This is a genomic window from Neoalteromonas flava (genome assembly GCF_002807685.1).
Taxonomy (GTDB): Bacteria; Pseudomonadota; Gammaproteobacteria; order Enterobacterales; family Alteromonadaceae; genus Alteromonas_E; species Alteromonas_E flava.
This window is the reverse complement of record NZ_PEAX01000001.1, coordinates 198,527-219,380: the sequence shown is the minus strand read 5'-3', so window position 1 is coordinate 219,380 and position 20,854 is coordinate 198,527. Positions and strand designations below refer to the sequence as shown.

The 20,854-nt window shown below is 44.7% G+C and carries 21 protein-coding genes and 1 other RNA gene; 18 read left to right on the top strand and 4 right to left on the bottom strand.

Going from position 1 to position 20,854, the window contains the following annotated elements; all coding sequences use genetic code 11:
* The first annotated feature begins 178 nt into the window (after positions 1 to 178).
* The 6 genes from pspA (at position 179) to maiA (ending at position 4,933) form a co-directional block, all read left to right on the top strand.
* Positions 179 to 853: a phage shock protein PspA gene (gene pspA, locus CSH92_RS01060; RefSeq protein WP_100655750.1), complete on the top strand. Its 675-nt coding sequence runs from the start codon at positions 179 to 181 to the stop codon at positions 851 to 853.
* Positions 854 to 903: 50 nt separating this feature from the next.
* Positions 904 to 1,143 (top strand): envelope stress response membrane protein PspB, encoded by a 240-nt coding sequence (pspB, locus tag CSH92_RS01055; RefSeq protein WP_100655749.1) that lies wholly within the window; start codon positions 904 to 906, stop codon positions 1,141 to 1,143.
* Positions 1,140 to 1,592, top strand: a complete 453-nt coding sequence (gene pspC, locus CSH92_RS01050) for an envelope stress response membrane protein PspC (protein WP_100655748.1) — start codon at positions 1,140 to 1,142, stop codon at positions 1,590 to 1,592. Before pspB ends, pspC begins: the two co-directional genes overlap by 4 nt.
* 160 nt (positions 1,593 to 1,752) lie before the next feature.
* A complete protein-coding gene (gene phhA, locus CSH92_RS01045) occupies positions 1,753 to 2,553 on the top strand; it encodes a phenylalanine 4-monooxygenase (protein ID WP_100655747.1) in 801 nt (266 codons plus the stop codon).
* A 121-nt stretch (positions 2,554 to 2,674) separates the two neighbouring features.
* Positions 2,675 to 4,219 (top strand): sigma 54-interacting transcriptional regulator, encoded by a 1,545-nt coding sequence (locus CSH92_RS01040; RefSeq protein WP_100656280.1) that lies wholly within the window; start codon positions 2,675 to 2,677, stop codon positions 4,217 to 4,219.
* A gap of 63 nt (positions 4,220 to 4,282) precedes the next feature.
* Entirely contained in the window at positions 4,283 to 4,933 is a 651-nt protein-coding gene (gene maiA, locus CSH92_RS01035; RefSeq protein ID WP_100655746.1) for a maleylacetoacetate isomerase, read from the top strand.
* A gap of 13 nt (positions 4,934 to 4,946) precedes the next feature.
* Here the strand turns inward: maiA and CSH92_RS01030 are convergent, their stop codons facing one another.
* Positions 4,947 to 5,414 (bottom strand): Lrp/AsnC family transcriptional regulator, encoded by a 468-nt coding sequence (locus CSH92_RS01030; RefSeq protein WP_100655745.1) that lies wholly within the window; start codon positions 5,412 to 5,414, stop codon positions 4,947 to 4,949.
* 192 nt (positions 5,415 to 5,606) lie between these two features.
* Between CSH92_RS01030 and CSH92_RS01025 the strand changes: the two genes are divergently transcribed.
* Both CSH92_RS01025 and ffs read left to right on the top strand, forming a co-directional pair.
* Positions 5,607 to 6,656, top strand: a complete 1,050-nt coding sequence (locus tag CSH92_RS01025) for a Glu/Leu/Phe/Val dehydrogenase dimerization domain-containing protein (RefSeq protein ID WP_100655744.1) — start codon at positions 5,607 to 5,609, stop codon at positions 6,654 to 6,656.
* Positions 6,657 to 6,758: 102 nt separating this feature from the next.
* Positions 6,759 to 6,855: signal recognition particle sRNA small type (gene ffs / locus CSH92_RS01020), an RNA gene on the top strand.
* 17 nt (positions 6,856 to 6,872) lie between these two features.
* On the opposite strand, the gene CSH92_RS01015 is transcribed toward ffs, so the two are convergent.
* The gene (locus CSH92_RS01015; RefSeq protein ID WP_100655743.1) at positions 6,873 to 7,139 is read right to left on the bottom strand and encodes a late competence development ComFB family protein; all 267 of its coding nucleotides are present in this window, start codon (positions 7,137 to 7,139) and stop codon (positions 6,873 to 6,875) included.
* 402 nt (positions 7,140 to 7,541) lie between these two features.
* Between CSH92_RS01015 and CSH92_RS01010 the strand changes: the two genes are divergently transcribed.
* The 6 genes from CSH92_RS01010 to CSH92_RS00985 all read left to right on the top strand — a co-directional run bounded on the left by CSH92_RS01010 (position 7,542) and on the right by CSH92_RS00985 (position 16,286).
* Positions 7,542 to 8,642, top strand: a complete 1,101-nt coding sequence (locus tag CSH92_RS01010) for a tryptophan 2,3-dioxygenase family protein (RefSeq protein ID WP_100655742.1) — start codon at positions 7,542 to 7,544, stop codon at positions 8,640 to 8,642.
* 208 nt (positions 8,643 to 8,850) lie between these two features.
* Positions 8,851 to 11,655, top strand: coding sequence for a TonB-dependent receptor plug domain-containing protein (locus CSH92_RS01005; protein WP_100655741.1), 2,805 nt, complete (start codon positions 8,851 to 8,853; stop codon positions 11,653 to 11,655).
* Between the two features lie 409 nt (positions 11,656 to 12,064).
* On the top strand, positions 12,065 to 13,213 hold the full coding sequence (locus tag CSH92_RS01000) for a prolyl hydroxylase family protein (protein ID WP_100655740.1): 1,149 nt from the start codon (positions 12,065 to 12,067) through the stop codon (positions 13,211 to 13,213).
* Positions 13,210 to 13,485, top strand: coding sequence for a hypothetical protein (locus tag CSH92_RS00995; RefSeq protein ID WP_100655739.1), 276 nt, complete (start codon positions 13,210 to 13,212; stop codon positions 13,483 to 13,485). Before CSH92_RS01000 ends, CSH92_RS00995 begins: the two co-directional genes overlap by 4 nt.
* 52 nt (positions 13,486 to 13,537) lie before the next feature.
* Positions 13,538 to 14,482 carry an aspartyl/asparaginyl beta-hydroxylase domain-containing protein gene (locus CSH92_RS00990; RefSeq protein ID WP_100655738.1) on the top strand — a complete coding sequence of 315 codons (945 nt, stop codon included), beginning with the start codon at positions 13,538 to 13,540 and terminating at the stop codon, positions 14,480 to 14,482.
* A 4-nt stretch (positions 14,483 to 14,486) separates the two neighbouring features.
* Positions 14,487 to 16,286, top strand: a complete 1,800-nt coding sequence (locus tag CSH92_RS00985) for a putative 2OG-Fe(II) oxygenase (protein ID WP_100655737.1) — start codon at positions 14,487 to 14,489, stop codon at positions 16,284 to 16,286.
* Positions 16,287 to 16,292: 6 nt separating this feature from the next.
* On the opposite strand, the gene CSH92_RS00980 is transcribed toward CSH92_RS00985, so the two are convergent.
* Positions 16,293 to 16,853 carry a 2OG-Fe(II) oxygenase gene (locus CSH92_RS00980; RefSeq protein ID WP_100655736.1) on the bottom strand — a complete coding sequence of 187 codons (561 nt, stop codon included), beginning with the start codon at positions 16,851 to 16,853 and terminating at the stop codon, positions 16,293 to 16,295.
* Positions 16,854 to 16,937: 84 nt separating this feature from the next.
* The gene (locus CSH92_RS00975) at positions 16,938 to 17,432 is read right to left on the bottom strand and encodes an SEL1-like repeat protein (RefSeq protein WP_100655735.1); all 495 of its coding nucleotides are present in this window, start codon (positions 17,430 to 17,432) and stop codon (positions 16,938 to 16,940) included.
* A gap of 354 nt (positions 17,433 to 17,786) precedes the next feature.
* On the opposite strand from CSH92_RS00975, the gene CSH92_RS00970 reads away from it, so the two are divergent.
* Genes CSH92_RS00970 through CSH92_RS00955 form a run of 4 tightly spaced genes read left to right on the top strand, consistent with a single transcriptional unit; the run spans position 17,787 to position 20,853 of the window.
* Positions 17,787 to 18,551, top strand: coding sequence for a DUF3450 domain-containing protein (locus CSH92_RS00970; protein WP_100656279.1), 765 nt, complete (start codon positions 17,787 to 17,789; stop codon positions 18,549 to 18,551).
* A gap of 6 nt (positions 18,552 to 18,557) precedes the next feature.
* Positions 18,558 to 19,916 (top strand): MotA/TolQ/ExbB proton channel family protein, encoded by a 1,359-nt coding sequence (locus tag CSH92_RS00965; protein WP_100655734.1) that lies wholly within the window; start codon positions 18,558 to 18,560, stop codon positions 19,914 to 19,916.
* Position 19,917: 1 nt separating this feature from the next.
* Positions 19,918 to 20,442, top strand: a complete 525-nt coding sequence (locus CSH92_RS00960) for a MotA/TolQ/ExbB proton channel family protein (protein WP_100655733.1) — start codon at positions 19,918 to 19,920, stop codon at positions 20,440 to 20,442.
* Between the two features lie 12 nt (positions 20,443 to 20,454).
* Entirely contained in the window at positions 20,455 to 20,853 is a 399-nt protein-coding gene (locus tag CSH92_RS00955) for an ExbD/TolR family protein (protein WP_100655732.1), read from the top strand.
* Position 20,854: the final 1 nt, after the last annotated feature.

Genomic DNA, 20,854 nt, shown 5'->3' with positions numbered 1-20,854 from the left:
AGATTGGTTAATTTCGCTAACTGTTAGTGTAATTGATTATCAATGAAATGATAGTGTTTTTATGTAGTAGTCATAACTGTATTAAAAACATAGAGTTAGCGCGTTCATTTTGTTGGCATCGTATTTGAATAAGTTTATCCAGACTTTTAGTATGAGTTTTAACCAAGAGGTATTAAACATGGGAATTTTCTCGCGTTTCTCAGACATCGTAAATTCAAATATCAATGCTTTATTAGATAAGGCAGAAGATCCAGAAAAAATGGTTCGCCTTATTATCCAAGAAATGGAAGATACACTTGTTGAAGTACGTTCAGCATCAGCTAAAACGATTGCTTCGAAAAAAGAAGTAAGCGCACAAATTGCTAAATTAAAGGCTGAAGCAGCGGATTGGGAAGCGAAAGCTGAATTAGCCCTTAGCAAGGATCGTGAAGATCTTGCACGCGCTGCTTTACAAGAAAAAAGTAAATGTGAAGACGCGGCCAGTACGTTAGAAAAAGAATTTTCCATTATTGAAGAACAAATCAGTAAACTACAGGATGAGACGGCACAGTTACAAGACAAATTGGCGGATGCTAAAGCGCGTCAGAAAACCATTGTAATGCGTCAGAAGACTGCAAGTTCACGTTTGGAAGTTAAGAAAAGCCTGGACAGCGGCAAAGTTGACTCAGCAATGGGGCGTTTCGAGCAGTATGAGCGCAAAATTGATGATTTAGAGTCACAAGTTGAAGCCTATGATTTAGGCAAAAAGACCCTGCAAGATGAATTTGCTGACTTAGAATCAGACGGAAAAGTTGATGATGAACTCGCAGCATTGAAGAAAAAGATGCAAGCGAAAACAAAAGCCAAGAAATAAACACCAGTCTCGGTTAGCATTTACGCATTGAGTGATTGAGGAGTATTCACATGAATGAGGGAATTATCGCCATAATTGTAGCCCCGATACTGTTGTTTTTAATTTTCGTGGCACCTATCTGGCTGATCTTGCATTACCGCAGTAAGAAGCAAGTCAATCAAGGCTTGAGTCAAGAAGAGTACATGCGCTTGCAAGAGTTGGCTAATAAAGCTGAGCTAATGAGTGAGCGGATAAATACGCTAGAGTCTATCTTAGATACTGAAGCGCCGCAGTGGAGGGAAAAAGTATGAACATAAACAAAACCCTTTATCGAGATGAAGCGAATGGCAAGATTGCTGGAGTATGTGCAGGGATCGCCCAGTACTTTGGGATCGAAACTTGGTTGGTTCGAATTCTGACTGTGACTAGCTTTTTTCTGCTGGCGGGTCCGTTTATCTTCGTTGCCTATGTTGCATGTTGGTTCATCATGGACAAAAAGCCGAAGGTTGGGGACGGCATGCATACAGGTAAAGGTTACACAGCAGCGTCACATAAAACACAAGGTAAAGGCTGGGTTAGTGGTGCAGAGAGTAAGCCGATTGAAGTAAAAGCTAGAGTTTGGCAGGCGGGCGAGCCACCTAAACAGGCGTTTTACGATATTCAACAACGCTATCGCAGTGCAGAAGAAAGACTTCGTAAGATTGAGTCATACGTGACCTCGAAGGAGTTCCAATTGAACCGAGAGTTAAGTCGCTTGTAATTTGATATTGCTAAGATATTGAAAAAACCACCGTCGCGGTGGTTTTTTATTGGGTGTAAAAAAACTGTTACATTCTGGTAAATTGGGTTACGGGGGAAACACTGATGTTGCCGTCGCAAAGCATTAAACTGTCGCTATTATTTGTTGTGACGTAGTGGTTATGAAAAAGCAAACTCAGTACAAATCAAAGCAGTCCGATTCGAAAGGTTTCATCGCTTGGACTGATGAAGAAAATCAAATCTGGTCAGAATTGCACGAGCGGCAAGTCAAGTTGCTGGATGGACGCGCCTGTGACCAGTACATAAAAGGCCTCGACCTGCTCGGCATGGATACCCAAAAGGTTCCGCAATTACCCGACGTAAATGAAGTATTAATGGCAACCACTGGTTGGCAAACTGCAGAAGTACCAGCGTTAATCCCGTTTGGTGAATTCTTTCGCTTACTAGCCAATAAACAATTCCCTGTGGCGACCTTCATTCGAACTCGTGAAGAGTTTGATTATTTGCAGGAGCCAGACATTTTTCATGAGTTGTTTGGGCATTGCCCGTTATTGACTAATCCGGCATTCGCGCATTTCACCCATACCTATGGCAAACTCGGCCTGGAAGCAAGTAAGGAAGACCGTATATTCCTCGCGCGGTTGTATTGGTTTACTGTTGAGTTTGGCTTGATGAAGACTGCGCAAGGATTGAGAATATATGGCGGTGGAATACTCTCATCCCCTGGAGAGACCTTGTATGCGCTTGAAAGTGATAAGCCTGAGCGCAAAGCGTTTGATCCTATAGATGTGTTACGCACTCCTTATCGCATCGATATAATGCAGCCTATCTATTATGTGTTAGAGCAAGCCGATGATTTGGATGCACTTGCCGATCAAGACATCATGGGTATGATCGAAAAGGCAAAATCGCTGGGTCTGTTTGCGCCAGCCTTTCCGCCTAAAGAGGCGATGGCGAGCTAAATACATCGTTTAACTATTGATTGGTCTAACTAATCCTGCACTTTGGCGCGTGGGTGTAAAATAAACATTACGAAGTTTATATGTGCATGCTATTATGTACAAAAAACTTTACAAACACCCTATGCGCCTAGAAATTACATGCCAAGATCGTTTGGGAATCACCCAAGACGTGCTCGATATATTGGTCGAGCATAAAATTGATTTGCGCGGAATTGAAATTGATCGTGCGGGTAAAATTTTTCTGAATTTTCCGAATATCGAATTCGCTGACTTTCAGCATCTGATGCCCAAAATCCGCCGAATTGAGGGTATTACGGACGTAAAAACCACTGCGTTTATGCCAGTTGAAAGGGAAAAGCATCAATTACGGGCGATACTGCAAACTTTACCCGACCCGGTATTTTCGATTGATCGGAAAGGCACCATCACACAAATCAATGATGCCGTGGAACTCGGCATGCCCGATCCTCAACATGAGCTTCTGGGGGCTGAAATCAGTGAAGTAGTCAAAGGCTTTAACTTTGCTAAATGGCTGGATGGCGAACAGGTGCTTGCTCAAGCTCACAAACTACAATTTGCTGAACAAGACTACTTAGCAGATATATTACCGATATATATCAGCGACTCGCATGACGAAAAGATTTTAGCCGGCGCGGTTGTGTTATTAAAATCAGAAGTTCGATTAGGCGAACAACTATCGGCATTTAATCGTCCAAATACCAAAAATTTTGACCGCTTTATGGCCCAGTCAGTGGCGATGCAACGAACGTTAGCAAATGCACAGCGCTTAGCGACGCTTGAGCAACCACTACTGATCCTCGGTGAAATAGGCAGTGGAAAGAAATTGTTGGCCAGCGCAATCCATCATGCGTGCTCGTTGGATGAGTCACAAATGCTCTTCATCAAGACAGCTGGTAAAACGGCTGATGTTATCGAAAACGAAATGTTTGCGCACAATGGCTGCCTGATGTCGGCGCTTAACAGCGTCGATACGCACGCACAAACTCAGCCACAGGCGACTCTGATTATTGATGAGCTGACTTATTTGGATATTGCAAGTCAGCAGCGAATACTAAGATTAATCGAACAGCAGCAATTTACGCCTTTGAATAGTAATGACAATGTTGATATTGCTGTTCGAGTGATTGCGTGTAGCAATCAGGATTTAGAGCGAGCAGCTGAGCAGGGCGCTATCTTGCCAGAATTATTAGTGCGGCTGTCGCCATTTGCGCTAGCGATGCCTTCATTGCGGGAACGCAAAGCAGATATATTGCCCTTGGCCGAACATTTCATTCAACAGCACTGCATGACTTTGGGGCGCAAACGCGTAAGGTTGGCGAAATCTGCCAGTGATTATTTGGTCAATTATCCATGGCAAGGGAATGTTCGACAGTTAGAGCAAATCTTACAGCGCGCAGTGGCCTTAACTGAACAGTTGGAAATTAAAGTTGAGGATTTACAGTTACCAACACCAACCTCACACATCAGTTTTGTCGATGAAAATTTCGAAGGCAGTTTGGATCAAGAGGTTAAACGTTTTGAAAAACAAGTGTTGGCGAGGCTGTACCCGTTTTACCCCAGCACTCGACAACTCGCGAAAAAGCTGGGTTTGAGCCACACTGCGATCGCCAACAAACTGCGCGATTATGGTATTAGCAAAAAATAAAAGTAGAGCTAAATAGTCCAAGGTGAAAGGGCATACTTTAGCCGGTCAATTTAAGAGGTAGATATGAGTTTACATGTTTATGGTTATTGGCGGTCATCAGCCACCTATCGTTTACGTATTGCGCTTAATTTGAAAGAACTTGAATATCAATACATCCCAATCCATCTAGTTAAAGACGGGGGCCAACAGCACTCCACAGATTACCTGCATTTGAATCCTTCTGCTTTAGTGCCGACATTCGTGGATGATGATGAAGATTTCACCCTGAATCAGTCTCTTAGCATTATTGAATATTTAGATGAGCGATATCCTCAACCATTGAAATTTTTACCCGAACACGCGTTGGATAAAGCTCGAATTCGCTCAATTGCACAAGATATAGCCTGTGACATACAGCCTCTGGCCAATTTACGCGTGCTTAATGCTGTCGCTGAGCTTAGTGACGCTGATGACGCAAAAGCGAAGTGGGCAAGGCATTGGATAGAGAAAGGTTTTGCCGGTATTGAAAAACGCCTGCAAACTCGGGCGGGTAAATATTGTTTCGGGTTTGATGTTTCGCTTGCCGACATCGTATTAGTGCCACAAGTATACAACGCACAGCGTTTCAATGTGGATATGCAGCAATACCCACTGATTTGGTCAATTTACAATAATTGTCAGGAGTTGGACGCGTTTGATCGCGCACGCCCGGAAAATCAGCCTGATTCACAGTAGCGGTTAGCGCCCGCTACTGGTTTTTGATGGGCAGTTCAGTGGTGTTTTTGACTTGCTTCAAAGCGAAGGTCGAACTGAGGTGATCGACAAGCGGTAAATGGGTGAGCTTCGACTTCAGTAAGTGTTCATATTCTTCGATGCTTTCCACGATCACTTTGAGTAGGTAGTCGCGGTCACCACTGGTGGTGTGGCACTCCACAATCTCATCGATATTTTGCACGGCTTTTTCAAAATCATTGAGTGATTCGCCATCATGATTTTTTAATGTGACGAAGATGAACACGGACACCCCAAGACTCAGCTTTTTGCCATCAAGTAGGGTGACTTTACCCTTAATAATACCTTCTGCTTCAAGGCGCTTTACTCTGCGCCAGCATGGCGTGTGTGATAAACCCACACGCTGACTTAAATCAGCCATCGAGACAGTTGCATCACGTTGCATGACGCGCAGTATTTCTCGGTCGAACTTGTCCAGCTTCATTGACTTCCTTCTTAACGCCGTAGGGCTGTTTTGATTATTTAATAATTATAGGACAAGTATCCTACCATTTACGAGCAGCTTGCAACTGTTATTCAAGCTATTTGTTTAGCATGATTAAAAAGGCAACACGTGTCCTCAAGAGATTCCATTAACATGGCGAAATAATAAATCAAACCTACGAGTACCCTGACAGTGAGTGTTTTTGATCATAGTGAATTTGACAACCACGAAAGAGTGGCCTTTTGGCATGATAGTAAGACAGGTTTAAAGGCTATTATTGCTGTGCATAATACCAATCTAGGACCCGCTTTAGGCGGTTGCCGGATGTGGCCCTATGCGGATAGCGCAGAAGCACTTACAGATGTACTCAGATTGTCTCGTGGTATGACTTACAAAGCGGCAATGGCTGAGCTCAAACTTGGTGGAGGAAAATCGGTGATAATGGGGGATCCGCGTCAGATCAAAACCACGGAAATGATGGAGTCCATGGGTCGCTTTGTTGACTCTATGGGAGGGAGCTATTTTACTGCAGAAGACTCCGGGATCAGCGTTGATGATTTGCAAAATATGGCGAAACATTCAAAGTACATCGCTGGAATCAACGCTAAGTTTCGTTATACCGGTGAGCCGTCTGATGGCAATCCTGCTCCGTCGACAGCATACGGTGTTTATGTTGGATTGTTGGCGGCAGTAAAACATAAGTTCAACGCAGATGTTAAAGGGCTAACAGTGGCTATTCAGGGGCTCGGGCATGTTGGTTATCGTTTAGCGCAGCATTTACACCAAGCAGGTGCGAATTTGGTGGTCGCCGATATTTATCCTGAAAATGCGGAGCGAGCACGCAATGAGTTTGGGGCTACTGTAGTGGCACCACAGGAGATTAATGCAGTCAAAGCTGACGTACTAGCACCTTGCGCAATGGGGGCGACTATAAATCCACAAAGTTTGGAGACAATTCAAGCTCAGGTTATAGCTGGGGCTGCAAATAATCAGCTGAGCACAGAATCAATGGGTGAGGAGTTGCGCAAGAAGGGCATTCTGTATGCCCCTGATTATGTAATCAATGCTGGTGGTGTAATTGATATTTATCATCAACGTTTTGAGTCCAATGCCGCTGCGATGAAAACCCATATTGAGCGTATTGGTGATAACTTGGCAGATATATTTGCCCGTGCCGAGTCTGAACAGGCAGCTACTAACAAAATAGCAAACGCAATCGCAGAAGAACGCTTTAACGGTTAATCTGCAGTAGGTGAATTTTTCCAAGAGCGGTTGCAATCGCCACCGTTACTAGGGATAATGCGCGCCGCTGTGAAGGCAGCGCATACCACTTCAATGGTGGGTGCCTGGTTCCTCCGCAATGATAATTCGTAAACCCGGTCAGGCCCGGAAGGGAGCAGCCGTAGCGAATGACTCATGTGCCGGAGTGTGGCTAGGTGCCTGCCACCCTTATTATCGTTATCTTTCTTTATGTTGATTCAAAAACGAAAGCGCCTTGTCAACAGCGTTAACAACATTCATTTCCATTTGTTGGCGCTCATTTTGCGGCAGGTAAAATGCCATATCCACTTCGTAGCGGATATATCGAGGCGGCACTTGATTCAAAGCCAAGCAACACAAATCTGCTAGAAAATCGCTATCCTTGGTTTTATCCAAATTCAATTTCGCGATCCGTTCAATTACCAGATGCTCATAATAATTATGAATGTCATCATCTAGTTTCATAGTTACCTCCACGTTTTATACTGCAATAACTATAGGCACTGCCGAGCCTATTTGTCGACTAATTTGTCACCATAAATACGAGTTTTAACCGAGTCGGAATAATCACTGACCCGGTCAATATTAGCTTTTCATTCAACACAGGATCTCATTCTATGCAACTAAGTGGATTGTAAAGTGTGAACTTAACAACTCATTATCTCTTTATTATCAGTGATGAATTGTTGCTGTTATCTAATCATGGGCTTGGAACTTGCGCTTATTCAAGTTGTGTAGTTGCCGCTGCGGAGTGAAGACTTGGTTCCGTCGCGGACGCGAAGTTCATAGCTGTAGCAGCGCTTCATAAATAGCCAACTATAGCGATGTTCTGGTAATCTATGTGTAAGCAAAAAAAGAATAATTATTATGAAAAATAAAGTCCCACCCGTTTATTACGGCGATTACCTGCAATTGGATAAAATCCTCTCTGCCCAGCACTTACAAAGTGCCAAATACGCCACGCCTGCCCACGAAGAAACCCTATTTATCATTGTGCATCAGGTATATGAGTTATGGTTCAAACAAATCCTGCACGAGCTAAACAGCATTATTAAGGTATTTTCTGCAGACGTTGTCGATGATCGTGACCTTACAACTGTAGTGCATCGCTTGCGTCGGGTAACGGCGATACAGCAGTTAATGAATGATCAGATCAGCGTTATGGAAACCATGACACCACAGGAGTTTTTGGCATTTCGCGATTATTTGGTGCCAGCATCGGGTTTTCAAAGTATTCAGTTCAAACAGCTAGAAATATCGCTTGGTCTAAAACGTGAGTATCGCATTGATTTTGATAAGCAGTCTTTTTACTTGCGTTTGACGGACGAAGACCGGGCTTATCTTACTGAGCTTGAATCGCAACCGAGTTTATTTGAGTTAGTGGATCGTTGGCTGGCACGCATGCCTCTGTTGGAAATCGATGGGTTTTCTTTCTGGCAGTTGTACAAAGATGTAACCTCTACCTATCTTGCTGAAGACCGAGAGGTAGTAGAAACCAATGATGGATTATCTGGTGAAGATAAGGCACGAGAATTGGCTGGTTTAGATGAGACGCAAGCAAAGTTTGATGCCTTACTCGATGAAACTAAATACGCAGAGTTGTTGACGAGTGGCCAATTTCGACTCAGCCAAAAAGCCATGCTATCTGCACTATTTATCAAGCAATACGCGGAAGAGCCGATTTTTAATTTGCCCTTTCAATTTATCACTTTGCTCACTGAAGTTGATGAGAAATTAACCATTTGGCGTCATCGTCATGCCATGATGGTACACCGCATGTTGGGGGGCAAGATTGGTACGGGAGGGTCAGCAGGACACCATTATCTGCACCGCACAACACAGGCAAATAGAGTATTCACCGACTTTTTCGACATGGCAACTTTCTTATTGCCAAAATCCTTATTACCGCAATTGCCACAACAAGTAAGGCGTTATTTAGAGTTTCATTTATATCAAGTGGAGCGTTAATTAGCGCCAGTGTGTAATTTTTTGTTTACGGCCAGTAAAAATAAGCAAAAAAAATAATGAACTTTTTTTCCTCTCGTCGTAAACGCTGTTGACCGCGCCCTAGGGATGTGGTTATTATCAACGTGAGGTTCACTACCTTACTAATAAAAAACCGCCTAAACGGTTATAACAAATCACTAAACATATTAGTGGTCCAGGGAGACAATACATGTTTACAAACTCTAAGCTGGCACAGTCAGTCAAGTTGGCTTGTGCTTTCGGCGCAGTATCATCACTCGGTTTTGCCGCTCCAGCAATCGCTCAAGACGCTGGTGCAGATGAAGGCGCTGTTGAAAAAATCCAGGTAACTGGTTCACGTATCCGTCGTGCAGACATCGAAGGTGCGAACCCAGTATCTGTTCTAGACTCAATTGAAATTGAAAAGTTCGGTATCACTTCAATCGGTGACGTACTTCAGTCAATTCCTGCAGCTGGTTCAGCAATCAACACTAACAACAACAACGGTGGTAATGGTACTACTACTATTAACATCCGTGGTATCGGTTCTAACCGTACGTTGGTATTGGTAAACGGTAAGCGTTGGTCTCCAGGCCTTGGCGGTTCTGTTGACTTGAACAACATCCCTTCTTCAATCATCGAGCGTATCGAAGTATTGAAAGACGGTGCTTCTGCGGTTTACGGTTCTGACGCAATCGCTGGTGTTGTTAACATCATCACTAAGCAAGATTTCGACGGCCTACACGCAAGTGCTTACCAAGGTGAGTACATCAGCGAAGGCGACGGCAACAAAGAACAGTATGACATCGGTTTCGGTGCGTCTAACGACAAAGGCAACGTTTATTTCAACGTTTCTTATGTAGAAGAAGAGCCAACATTCGCGGGTGATCGTGAAATCTCTGCAGTACCAACGTTTGGTACACCTACTGGCTTCAACGGTTCGTCTGGTACACCTAACGGTCGTTTCATGTTTTATGATGACCAAGGCGGTTTCAATAACTTAAGTGGCGACGGTAATGGTGGATTCGAACCGTGGGATAACGTTGGTAGCCGTTTCAACTATGCTCCATTCAACTACCTATCTACTCCACAAGAGCGTACTAATATTTATTCTCAGGGCCGTTACGAGCTAAGTGACAACGTATCTGCTGTAGCAACTGCGTTCTACGGTAATCGTAAATCTGCTCAGGCGCTAGCACCTACGCCATTGTTCTTCGGTGCTGCCTTTGGTGACACAGGTTATGTGATCGGTGCAAATAACCCGTATAACCCACTGGGTTACGAGCTGTCTACTGACGTGGCTCCTGGCGATCCAGGTTGGTTGTTCTTAGTTGGCCGTCGTATGTTTGAAGCGGGTTTCCGCGAATTCAAACAAAACGTTGACCAGTTCCAGTTTAACGGTGGCTTTGAAGGTGTTCTTGAGCTTGGCGACCGCGAGTTCTACTGGGATGTTGGCTACACGTATGCTGATATCGCACAGAACACAATTACCGACGGTCTATTAAACACCGACCGCGTTAAAGCTGCTTTAAGTGATGCATGTGTTTCAGACTCAAGCTGCGTACCGCTTGATCTGTTCAATGGTTCAACTGGTATTGGCCAGGGCTCGATTACCCAAGCTCAACTAGACTATATTACATTCACTGCGCAAGACGCATCTGGTACTTCGCTAGAAAGTTATCAAGCAAACATCACCGGTGACGTAATGGAACTACCAGCTGGCTTCATGTCATTCGCAGCAGGTTACGAGAAACGCTGGCAGAATGGTTATGATCAGCCAGACGCGTTGATTGCGGCAGGTATAACTTCAGGTAACTCTCGTCAACCAACTGAAGGTTCTTTTAGTGTTGAAGAGTTCTACTTAGAACTAGCGGTTCCATTAGTAGCTGATGTAGCGTTTGTTGAAGCGCTAGACTTAGAACTTGCGACTCGTTACTCAGATTACAGCAACTTCGGTGACACTACGAATTCTAAAATTGGTATCAAGTGGCGCATCAACGAAGAATTGATGGTTCGTGGTACTTGGTCTGAGGCTTTCCGTGCTCCGTCAATCCTAGAGTTATTCCGCGGACAAAGTGACAGCTTCCCACCACTGACTGACCCGTGTAATGGCGGTGCGGCTGCTAACCCGAACCTTCCAGGTTGTGCGGGTATTCCAGCTGGCTATCAACAGCCTAACTCACAGATCCGTATCACTGTTGGTGGTAACCCAGACCTAAATGCTGAAGAAGCAGAAAGCTTCACTTACGGTGTAGTGTATGCGCCATCTTGGTTAGAAGGTGCGTCATTAACGTTTGACGTATTCGATATCGAAGTTGACGGTGCAGTATCTGGTGTTGGCGCTCAGACTATCTTAGACGCCTGTGCGCAAACAGGTACTACATTGTGTTCACTAATTCAACGTGGTTCACAAGGTCAGGTTATCGACTTGTTCAACGGTCTAGTAAACCTTGGTGGTCAAACTACTAAAGGTTTCGATATGGAGTTGGCTTATAACTTCGAAACTGACTTCGGTGATTTCAAGTTCCGCTTAGACGCAACGTATGTTGACGATCGTAGCATAATCATCGTTGACCCAGTAGCTGGCACATCAACACCTTTCCGTGAAGCTGGCCGTGCATTCGACCGTGATGTTGTTCCACGCATCCGTTCTAACATCAGCTTGAACTGGGTTAACGGCGACTGGACTGCGAACTACTTGATCCGTCACATCGGTTCTACTGTAGAAAACTGTAATATCGGTTCAGCTGGTGGTGTGGACTTGAACGACCAACTATGTAGCGCACCAAACAGTGGCCCTGATGGTGAAGATTACAACGAGTTGGGTGCAATGGGTTACCATGACGTTTCAGTGGGTTACTTCATTAACGATAACCTACGTGTAACTGCTGGTATCAACAACTTGTTGGATCAAGATCCACCAGTATCATTCACAACGTTCGCGAACAGCTTCGACCCGTCAATGTACGAAGTACCTGGACAGTTCGGTTATGTTCGTTTCAGCATGACGTTCTAAGAGTTTCTTAGTACTCTAAAAAGCCTCTCTCTGAGAGGCTTTTTTTTTGCTGTTAACCCGCAACAATTGAGCCGACTTTTTTCAAACTCATTTTGCAGTGTGCAATCACTCTAAAAAAATATAGGTTATGTTGATTGTTACGCGCGGGCCTTACCAAAGGCTTTAGCAAAGGCACACATGCACGACGTGTTATGGATTGACTCTAGAAAATGCGTTATCAATATGATGTAAACCTCATTGAGCTTAAACTTTGGTAAAGAACAAAGAACAAAGAACAAAGAACAAAGAACAAAGAACAAAGAACAAAGAACAAAGAACAAAGAACAAAAAACAAAAACGAATTAAGCAGAATAAGTAAGAACAATAATAAGAATCAGTAATACAAAATAAGCGATAAGAAATTTGAAATATGAATAGTGAAGCCTTATTCCAACAAGCCATGCAGTTCTACGCTCAGCAAAACAATGCAGCGGCAACACAAGCCCTTGAGCAGTCGGCACAAATGGGCCACCCAATGGCTACCTTGTACTTAGCAGAGCAATACTTTAGGGTTGATCCGCAACGCGCGTTCGAGTTTTTACAGCGCCAATGGGAAAGAGGTGTTAAAGGCACGCTTCACCGGTTGGTTACACTGCGGGCCTTTTTTACGGAAGAGTCTCTCACTCGTGAAGATTTTGAATTTCTATATGCTGAGGCTCAGCAGGGCCACGTGGAATCAGCGCTGATTCTATTGGATTTCACTCAATTACATCCAAACAGCGGTGTTTTTAAGCAGCTAATACAGCAGTTTGCACCGGGTTTATTGGCAGACTTGGGGGTTAAAGTCCAATCACTGCAAGAGTCGAGTTCATTATCAAAAGAAGATAAGGAACAACTCTTTGATTTTGCTCTTTCGCATTGGCAACAACTGGGCGTTAACACGCCGATTATCTCAATGAAAGCATGCGGTATTCGCCTTTTTCAAGGGGTGTACTCAGAGCTTGCATGCAACTATATAAAATTGCGTTTACAGCCCCATTTAAAGCCATCTTTAGTGCATGACCCCGTAACTGGGAAAGGTATCCAGAATGATGTTAGAACCAGTTATATCGTGCATGTCACCCCTGAGCATCTCGATTGGTTCGCCCTGCAATTGGATATGATATTAGAGAAACTGACAGGTATTTCGCGCGCACGCGGGGAATCAATGAATTTGTTGCGCTATGAAAATGGCCAGCAGTATAAGCCGCATTACGATGCCATTGTGGGGCAGGGGCCACATTTCGAGCAAATACTCGCAGATGGGGGCCAACGCATGCGCACGGCGATTACCTATCTATCGAAGGGCTACATTGGCGGGGAAACCCAATTCCCACGCTTGGGCATGCAGGTAAATGCGACGATTGGTGACGTTCTAGTCTTTGATAATTTGGACGAAAGTGGTAATGTAGATCGCGATTCTTATCACGCTGGTGCGCCAGTTACTGAAGGAACGAAGTGGATCCTAACTAAATGGATCCGAGAATCAGCAACACACTATGGCAGTGTTGTATATCCAAAAAAGGTAAATAGTTTATGAAATACTTATTAGTATTAGCAGCATTTTTGGCGCTTGCAGGGTGTAACAGTACGTCTTCTTCTAAGACAAGTGCGCAGGAAAGCAACAGTGAAGTCGCGTCGGTCAGCGATGACGATGGGGTTGTGTGTAAAATGGAAAAACGCATCGGTTCAAACATGATGACGCGTGTTTGCCGTACCGCAGAGCAGCGCGCTGCACAAGAAGAAGCTGGTCGTGAAGGTATGTTGCGTTTACAACGTGGCAGCATGACATCAGGTGCTGACGGCGAGTAATTGTATAAATGATTTAATAAAAGCGCCCTTTATGGGCGTTTTTTTATGAATAATGAAAGAATTTACTAATAAAATTGAGCTGTCTCTTAATAACGGTGATTTTGCAACGGCTTTAGAACAATACCTTGCATGGTTTGAAGCGTTGCAAAATGAGCATGAGGAAGCTGTGCGAAGCTGGCATCCGACACACCGTGCGAATGCGGCAAACCTAGCTCGTCAAAACTTTTTTCAACGTGTAGCTGAAGAAGCACAAGTATCTGAGCGCTGTCAAAAGGCGGTATCTAATTTCATCGGTTTGCACAGAGAGCCTTGGCAAGATAGGTTGCAGCAGCCGAGTTTTTTTTATTTCCCGGATTTGACTGCAAAGCCGTTTTACCAAGCACAAGAGATAGTCGGATTAGCTGATACGATTTCCCATATTCAGGCAGATTTACCGTTGCTTCTGCAGTTTATAGGTGAGAGTGAGAAGAGTTATATTGAGCACATCGGCAGTGCACCGAATACTCAAGAATGGAATGCACTTAAACAAAGCTGGCGGGCGACACATTTCATCGATGGACATGGCCTCAATCGGCGTCTCACTTCTATACCTAGCTGTATAAAGTATTTACAGCAGTCGTTATTACCCAAGTGCTCACCGTTAGCGCCCGAGGCGTTTATTTCAAATCTTGAGCCGGGCGGTTATATTCCTCCGCATTTTGGGTTAAGCAACATAAAACTGACTGTGCATGTACCATTGCGGGTTAATCCTCAGGCCTGGTTAAAAGCAGGTCAAGACACCTTTACATGGCAGGTAAGTGATAGTTGCATGATTTTTGATGATTCATATCAACATAGTGCAAAGAATGCCGGTGATACACTAAGAAGCGTTTTGATTTTTGATGTATGGCACCCCGATTTAACCGAAGCAGAAAAGGGTTTTATCCAACACTTTATTGCAGAGCACAATGACTGGTCGAATAATGTGGGTAGGTTGGCTGGATTAGATAAGTATTAAGTAAATGAATATGCAGTTAACTCAACAAATTCTTGGTGCGTATCAACAACGCAATTATGCGCTGGTCATCAACTTGTTTAATGCGCAGCTATCAATCAAACACTGCGAACCCAATATTGGTTTGTGTTATGCCAACGCATTACGCCATAGCGGACAAATCAAACTAGCCCAACGTGCTTTTGAACTTTTAGTTAAGCGATTTGCTGCATTGCCCCCAGTCCTGAACAGCTATGCCAATTTTCTGATCGCACAAAACCGCTGGGATGACGCTGCAAAGCAGTTAAAGGGAGCGATTCGCTTAGATGCGAATTTCTGTGATGCTTACGTTAATCTCGCGCGCTTACAGCTAATGCAAGATAAACCTGAGCTGGCAATTAAAACCTATACAAAGGCCGCTCAACTCAGACCCCAGGATCCCAATATTCAAATCGGCTTAGCCGGCGCTCTGGTTGCGCAAAGTAAATTAAGTGATGCCGAGACGATTTTTCAACGTTTATTGGCTTCGCCAATGGGAATGAATGATTATCGTGTGTTGACGCAATACGCTGGGTTACTGCGCACTAAGCAACAATATCACGACGCATTGGCATTGTTGCAACGAGCACAGCAGATTAATCCGAATGATGCAGAAGTGCATGCAATGATGGCGGCAAACTACGCGCTAGATCAGCAGATGGATAAGGCACAAAGTTGTTACGAGCAAGCTATTGCACTTGCTCCGACTGATGTGACTGTGCAAATAGAGTTTGCGCACTTTCGCTGGTCACAAGGCATTGAGCAGCCTTTTGCTCCCTTGCTAGCTGCTGTTGCGCAACCTGAGCAGCAATATGACTTGACCATCGCGACGTTGGACCTGTTGATCAATGCCGAACAATATGAATTAGCGCAAACGTTACTTACGCGCGCACTCCCTGCGCTTGATAACGATCCCATGACGCTAATGTTGGCGGCCAGGATTGCGCGTTTGACGGGCGAACTTGAGCGAGCAGAATCGCATATCACAAATGCCATCAAATACAGTACCAAGCCAGTTCCAGTATCTGTGGAGAATGAACGTGGCTATATATTGTTAGCGTTGGGTGATGGTACGGCAGCGCAGAAGTTGTATCGCCGTTTACAGCAGCGAGAGCCCGCAGACCAAGGGTGGTGGACCTTATATTCCACGGCACTTAAATTGACCGCACCGTTGTCAGCCGATTACATGGCCTTGTGTGATTACTCGCTGGTCCATAGTGCTCTTATCCAAAACGATAAGGGCGATGAATTTGTGCAGCAGTTAACGCGCAAGTTAGAGCAGGTGCATGCCAACACTCATCATCCGATTGGTCAGTCGTTACGCAATGGTACGCAAACTTATGAAGATATCTTTGATGATCAGGATGAGATTATTCAATCCTTAAAAGCTTGGATTAAAGACCAAGCGGAAAGCTTCACCAAGCATTTACCAAAGCAAACCAAACATCCGTTTCTAAGTCGAGTAGGTCAGGATATTTCTTTCACTGGATCTTGGTCGGTTTGCCTCAGAACGGGGGGCTACCACACCTCGCATTTCCATCCGCAGGGCTGGCTAAGCGGCGTATTTTATGTAGATGTTCCTGAGGATGTGAACCACGATGGTCAAGGTTGGTTGCAATTCGGCGTACCCGAAATTAGCCAGCTCTCATTACCAGCTGACTATGTGGTCAAGCCAGAGAATGGACGTTTAGTGCTATTTCCTTCTTACATGTGGCACGGCACGCGCCCGTTCAATGCGGGCGCTCGAAGAATGACGGTGGCATTCGATATTATACCAACGAAAATGTAGCCTGCATTATTGCGCGGGTTCGAGTTTAAACGCCAACGTATAACGTGGTTTGTAGCAAATTCGGTTTGGCGGCCGGCCAACATGTTTGATCGCACCGTGAAAAACCACGACACGACCCGGTTTCGGGGTACAGGCATAGGCACAATCATCATGCTTATTGAAAAACAAGGTTTCGCCCCCCCATTCAATGTCCCATTCAGGGCAAATGTAAACCAACGCCGTCATTTCATCACTGTCAGGTAAACAATCGGTATGGGTAAACAGCATGTCGCCAAACGCTGCATGATTACAGTATCCACGATAAGCTTGATAGCGTTTGCCAGCGCTTTGTTCTACCGCATTCATCAGTTTCTGATAGAGGGGTAATGCCAAGATTTGTTCGCTATTGAGGTTCACGGCCCAATGTTTGAAGTCCTGCGTGTCAGGACGCGCAACTTCATTTTTGCGGTAGGCACTATTGTCTAATCCGGCATAGAGCGACTTTACTTCGGTTAAATCACAGACGTCGTCAAATACGTATACGGGACGTCCATCGACGTCAAGTTGGTAACTGGGTTTGTACTTCATGTTAATTTATTATTTTAAATGATAGTAAAACGCCAGCAAAAGCTGGCGTTACAAGTCTTCTCAGTATACCGCGTCTTTAAGAGATCAGTAAGAGCGCTTTTCGCAAATAATTTCACGAATGTTGGAGCCTACCTGAGTACGTTTTAAACACCTCAAATCCTGTGCTTCAGCGCCGTATTGAGCAATATGCTCTGCAACAAAGGGCTCCATGGCTTTGATAAAGTCTGCAGGCAAGGCGGCCGTTAGTTGGCGTTCAGCATCGCGCCATTCCTGTGTGCGTTGTTCCATCGCGACTTTAAACCACATCCAGCCCAACTTATAGTCTGGCTCCATGCCCCAGCCATTTAAATACATTTGCGCGAGGTAAAATTGTGCTTCTTTACTCCCTAGCTTTGCGCCTTCAGACAGCTTGTTAAAAGCTTTTTCGTAATTCTTTGAGTTCAGGGCATACAAACCGTTTTGTACGGTATTGGTGTATTCAGTCATCCACATCCCATCCCTAGTTCGTTCTTGAGCTAACGATGGTAAGCTTAATGTTACAAGCGCCGCACACACCAACAGTTGCTTTTTAATCGACATAATATTTCCTTTACGCTGTGATTCGTCGTTGTATATAAGGATACGATGTGAGGTTAAAAATGCACCTGTACCATTGTTACGAATTGTAAAATCTGTTTCATTACCTGTGGTGGGTATTCGTCAGCCCAGTAAAACTGGTACGAGCTGCTTACAAATCTGTAACAAATAATCTGCATTTGATCCCAGCCAGCTTGACTTTATTAGCGTATCCATGTGACCATCCGCAAGTCCTGGGCAATTTTCGATTGCACACATCTATCAGAAAATTAACTAACGGTTTAATAGCCCCTCGCTGAAACATTCGGTTACACGCGAGGATTCGAACAAGAAAATTGGTTGGGAACTATGTCCAATATGAGCAAGAGAACTCTTATTGCTGCTACCGTCATGGGTGCTTTCGCACTTGGTAGTAGCGCCATTGTCTCTGCAGATCCGCTTAAAGATCTTCATGATGAAGAATTCAAGATCCACGCTGCGGCTGCAAAATCTCAAGAAAAAATTAACGCCTTGTTTGAGCAATCACAGGAATTGCTTGTTGAGTATCGTTCGGTCGTTGATGAAACAGAAAACTTAAAGGTCTACAACGACTATCTCGCAGGCTTAGTTGCAGACCAGCAGCGCGCGATTGATTCATTGCAGCGCCAGATCGATAGCATTGAAGACACGAAGAAAGGTATCGTGCCATTGATGTATCGCATGATCGACAGCTTGGATAAGTTCATTGATTTGGATATTCCAATCAATCTAGTTGAGCGTAAAGAGCGTGTTCAACGTTTGCGCGATATTATGAGCAACTCAAACGTAACTGTTTCTGAACAGTTCCGTCAGGTTATTGAAGCTTACCAAATTGAAAACGAGTACGGCACGCGCATCCAGTCTTATCAAGGCACATTGGATGATGCAGGCACTGAAGTCACGGTTGATTTCTTTAACTTGGGACGTACAGCGTTGCTAGCATTATCGTTGGATCAAACCGCAGCATGGCGTTGGGATAACGATGCACGTAAGTGGGAACGCTTAGGTGATGAATATCTTAACTCAGTTGTTGATGCAGTGAAGATGGCACAAGGCATCATTCCTGCTGACCTTATTAAATTACCTATCAAAGCTGCGGAGTAATTAGTAATGAATAAGATTATTAAAACATTACTGACAGCGGCAACTGTAACGGTTTTGTCTGCAGGTGCCTATGCACAGGACGCTAAGTCGCTAAAAGAACTGCTTGAAGAAGTTAAAGAAAATCGTGTTTCTCAAGCGCGTATTAACGAACAACGTGAAGCGGAATTCCGCAGTGAGCGTGCTGACAAGCAAGCGTTATTGCGTCGTGCAGAAGCTCAATTAAAAGCTGAGCAGGATCGCGGCGACCGTTTACAGCAGCAGTTCGCTGATAACGAGACCACGTTAACTGAAAAAGAAATTGAGCTGGACAATGCAACCGGTACGCTTGGTGAAATGTTCGGTGTGGTACGTCAGGCAGCTTCTGAAGCCTATGGCCGCATTGCTACGTCGATCGTAAGTGCTGAATATCCTGGGCGTGACGCTTTCCTAGCAGAAATGTCTGAAGAGTCTAAAGGCTTACCGAATATCGGTGAGTTGGAAGATCTTTGGTTCGCACTACAAACCGAAATGACCGAATCAGGTCAAGTATCTCGCTTCACTACACAAGTTATTAGCTTGGATGGTGGTACGACTACACAAGAAGTTGTGCGTGTGGGTACGTTCAACCTTATTGGTGATGAAGGCTACTTAGTCTACGACGATGCTAATGATGCTGTGCAGCCTCTTGGCCGTCAGCCAGATGGTTATTTAGTGGATTCAGCAATGGAGTTGCGCGGTGCAAACTCTGGTGTTATCCCATTCTACGCAGACCCTTCTCGTGGCGCGATCCTAGGCCTCTTGAAGCAAAAAGCGACATTAGAAGAGCGTTATCATGCTGGTGGTGTGGTTGGTTATGTAATCACAGGCATGCTAGTTATCGGTCTATTGATTGGTTTGTACAAACTAATTACGTTGACTTTGGTTGGTGGCAAAATCAAGTCACAGCTTAACAACCCTGACAACCCATCTAGCTCTAACCCGTTAGGTCGAATTCTTGCGGTTTACCATGAGAATAAGAATGCAGATGCTGAAAACTTAGAATTGAAACTTGATGAAGCCATTTTGCGTGAACTACCGCGTATTGAAGCAGGTATCAATGTCATCAAGATTTTCGCTGCCATTGCTCCGTTGCTCGGTCTATTGGGTACGGTATTGGGTATGATTGCAACCTTCCAAACAATCACATTGTTCGGTACAGGTGACCCTCGTATGATGGCTGGTAGTATCTCAATGGCGTTGGTAACAACAGCTCAAGGTATTATCGCAGCACTACCACTTATCCTAACGCATAGCATCGTGGCGTCACGCAGCAAGTCTATTGTACATATCTTAGACGAGCAAACTGCTGGCATCATCGCAACTCACGCAGAGACGGAGAAAGCTTAATATGCTTTACCTGATTGGATTATGGGAATCGGTCAGGGAGTTTATCGCTACTGGCGGTGACGTATTGTATTTCGTCGCCGCTGCGCTCTTTCTCATGTGGGCTTTGATGATAGAGCGCTACTGGTACCTGTCTGCTGTGTTCCCAAAAGTAAAAAGCAAAATTATTGCTGATTGGGAAGCACGCAAAGACACTACCTCTTGGTATGCGCATAGAATCCGTGATGCCTGGATTTCACAAGCGTCAGACGAATTAAATGCTCGTTTGTTGATTATTCGAACTTTAGTTGCCATGTGTCCTCTAATAGGATTATTGGGAACCGTTACCGGAATGATCACAGTATTTGAAACGATGGCGACACAAGGTACTAGTAATGCCCGTTTGATGGCCGCTGGTATTTCAATGGCAACAATCCCAACAATGGCTGGAATGGTTGCGGCGTTATCTGGCTTGTTTGTCAGCTCTCGTCTTGAGGCTAAAGCAAAGATCGCCAGAGAAGGCTTAGTCGATAGCCTGCCGCATCACTAAAGAGAGATTGATATGGGTCGTAAAGTAAGAGAGCCAGAAGAGGATGCAGCAATTGACATGACACCGATGCTAGACATCGTGTTTATCATGCTGATCTTCTTCATCGTAACCACGGTTTTCGTAAAAGAAGCCGGGATAGAAGTAAATAAGCCAGATGCTAGCCGCGCTGTGCTGCATAAAAATGCTAACATTTTTATTGCGGTCACCGAAGACGGTGATGTCTGGTTAGATAAGCGCCAGGTCTCTGCCGATAGTGTCAGAGCTAATGTTGAACGCTTGTTGACCGAACAGCCAACAGATTACGTAATCATCCAAGCCGATGTGAAAGCTAAACACGGCTTAGTGGTAGAGATTATGGATCAGGTTAAAGCTGCAGGTGTCGACCGTGTCTCAGTAGCGGCGAGGGGGTAAG

Bases quoted from the DNA above. Each gene is read 5' to 3' on its own strand.
- pspA (WP_100655750.1), top strand. From the start codon at position 179: ATGGGAATTTTCTCGCGTTTCTCAGACATCGTAAATTCAAATATCAAT.
- pspB (WP_100655749.1), top strand. From the start codon at position 904: ATGAATGAGGGAATTATCGCCATAATTGTAGCCCCGATACTGTTGTTT.
- pspC (WP_100655748.1), top strand. From the start codon at position 1,140: ATGAACATAAACAAAACCCTTTATCGAGATGAAGCGAATGGCAAGATT.
- phhA (WP_100655747.1), top strand. From the start codon at position 1,753: ATGAAAAAGCAAACTCAGTACAAATCAAAGCAGTCCGATTCGAAAGGT.
- CSH92_RS01040 (WP_100656280.1), top strand. From the start codon at position 2,675: ATGCGCCTAGAAATTACATGCCAAGATCGTTTGGGAATCACCCAAGAC.
- maiA (WP_100655746.1), top strand. From the start codon at position 4,283: ATGAGTTTACATGTTTATGGTTATTGGCGGTCATCAGCCACCTATCGT.
- CSH92_RS01030 (WP_100655745.1), bottom strand. From the start codon at position 5,414: ATGAAGCTGGACAAGTTCGACCGAGAAATACTGCGCGTCATGCAACGT.
- CSH92_RS01015 (WP_100655743.1), bottom strand. From the start codon at position 7,139: ATGAAACTAGATGATGACATTCATAATTATTATGAGCATCTGGTAATT.
- CSH92_RS01010 (WP_100655742.1), top strand. From the start codon at position 7,542: ATGAAAAATAAAGTCCCACCCGTTTATTACGGCGATTACCTGCAATTG.
- CSH92_RS01005 (WP_100655741.1), top strand. From the start codon at position 8,851: ATGTTTACAAACTCTAAGCTGGCACAGTCAGTCAAGTTGGCTTGTGCT.
- CSH92_RS01000 (WP_100655740.1), top strand. From the start codon at position 12,065: ATGAATAGTGAAGCCTTATTCCAACAAGCCATGCAGTTCTACGCTCAG.
- CSH92_RS00995 (WP_100655739.1), top strand. From the start codon at position 13,210: ATGAAATACTTATTAGTATTAGCAGCATTTTTGGCGCTTGCAGGGTGT.
- CSH92_RS00990 (WP_100655738.1), top strand. From the start codon at position 13,538: ATGAAAGAATTTACTAATAAAATTGAGCTGTCTCTTAATAACGGTGAT.
- CSH92_RS00985 (WP_100655737.1), top strand. From the start codon at position 14,487: ATGAATATGCAGTTAACTCAACAAATTCTTGGTGCGTATCAACAACGC.
- CSH92_RS00980 (WP_100655736.1), bottom strand. From the start codon at position 16,853: ATGAAGTACAAACCCAGTTACCAACTTGACGTCGATGGACGTCCCGTA.
- CSH92_RS00975 (WP_100655735.1), bottom strand. From the start codon at position 17,432: ATGTCGATTAAAAAGCAACTGTTGGTGTGTGCGGCGCTTGTAACATTA.
- CSH92_RS00970 (WP_100656279.1), top strand. From the start codon at position 17,787: ATGAGCAAGAGAACTCTTATTGCTGCTACCGTCATGGGTGCTTTCGCA.
- CSH92_RS00965 (WP_100655734.1), top strand. From the start codon at position 18,558: ATGAATAAGATTATTAAAACATTACTGACAGCGGCAACTGTAACGGTT.
- CSH92_RS00960 (WP_100655733.1), top strand. From the start codon at position 19,918: ATGCTTTACCTGATTGGATTATGGGAATCGGTCAGGGAGTTTATCGCT.
- CSH92_RS00955 (WP_100655732.1), top strand. From the start codon at position 20,455: ATGGGTCGTAAAGTAAGAGAGCCAGAAGAGGATGCAGCAATTGACATG.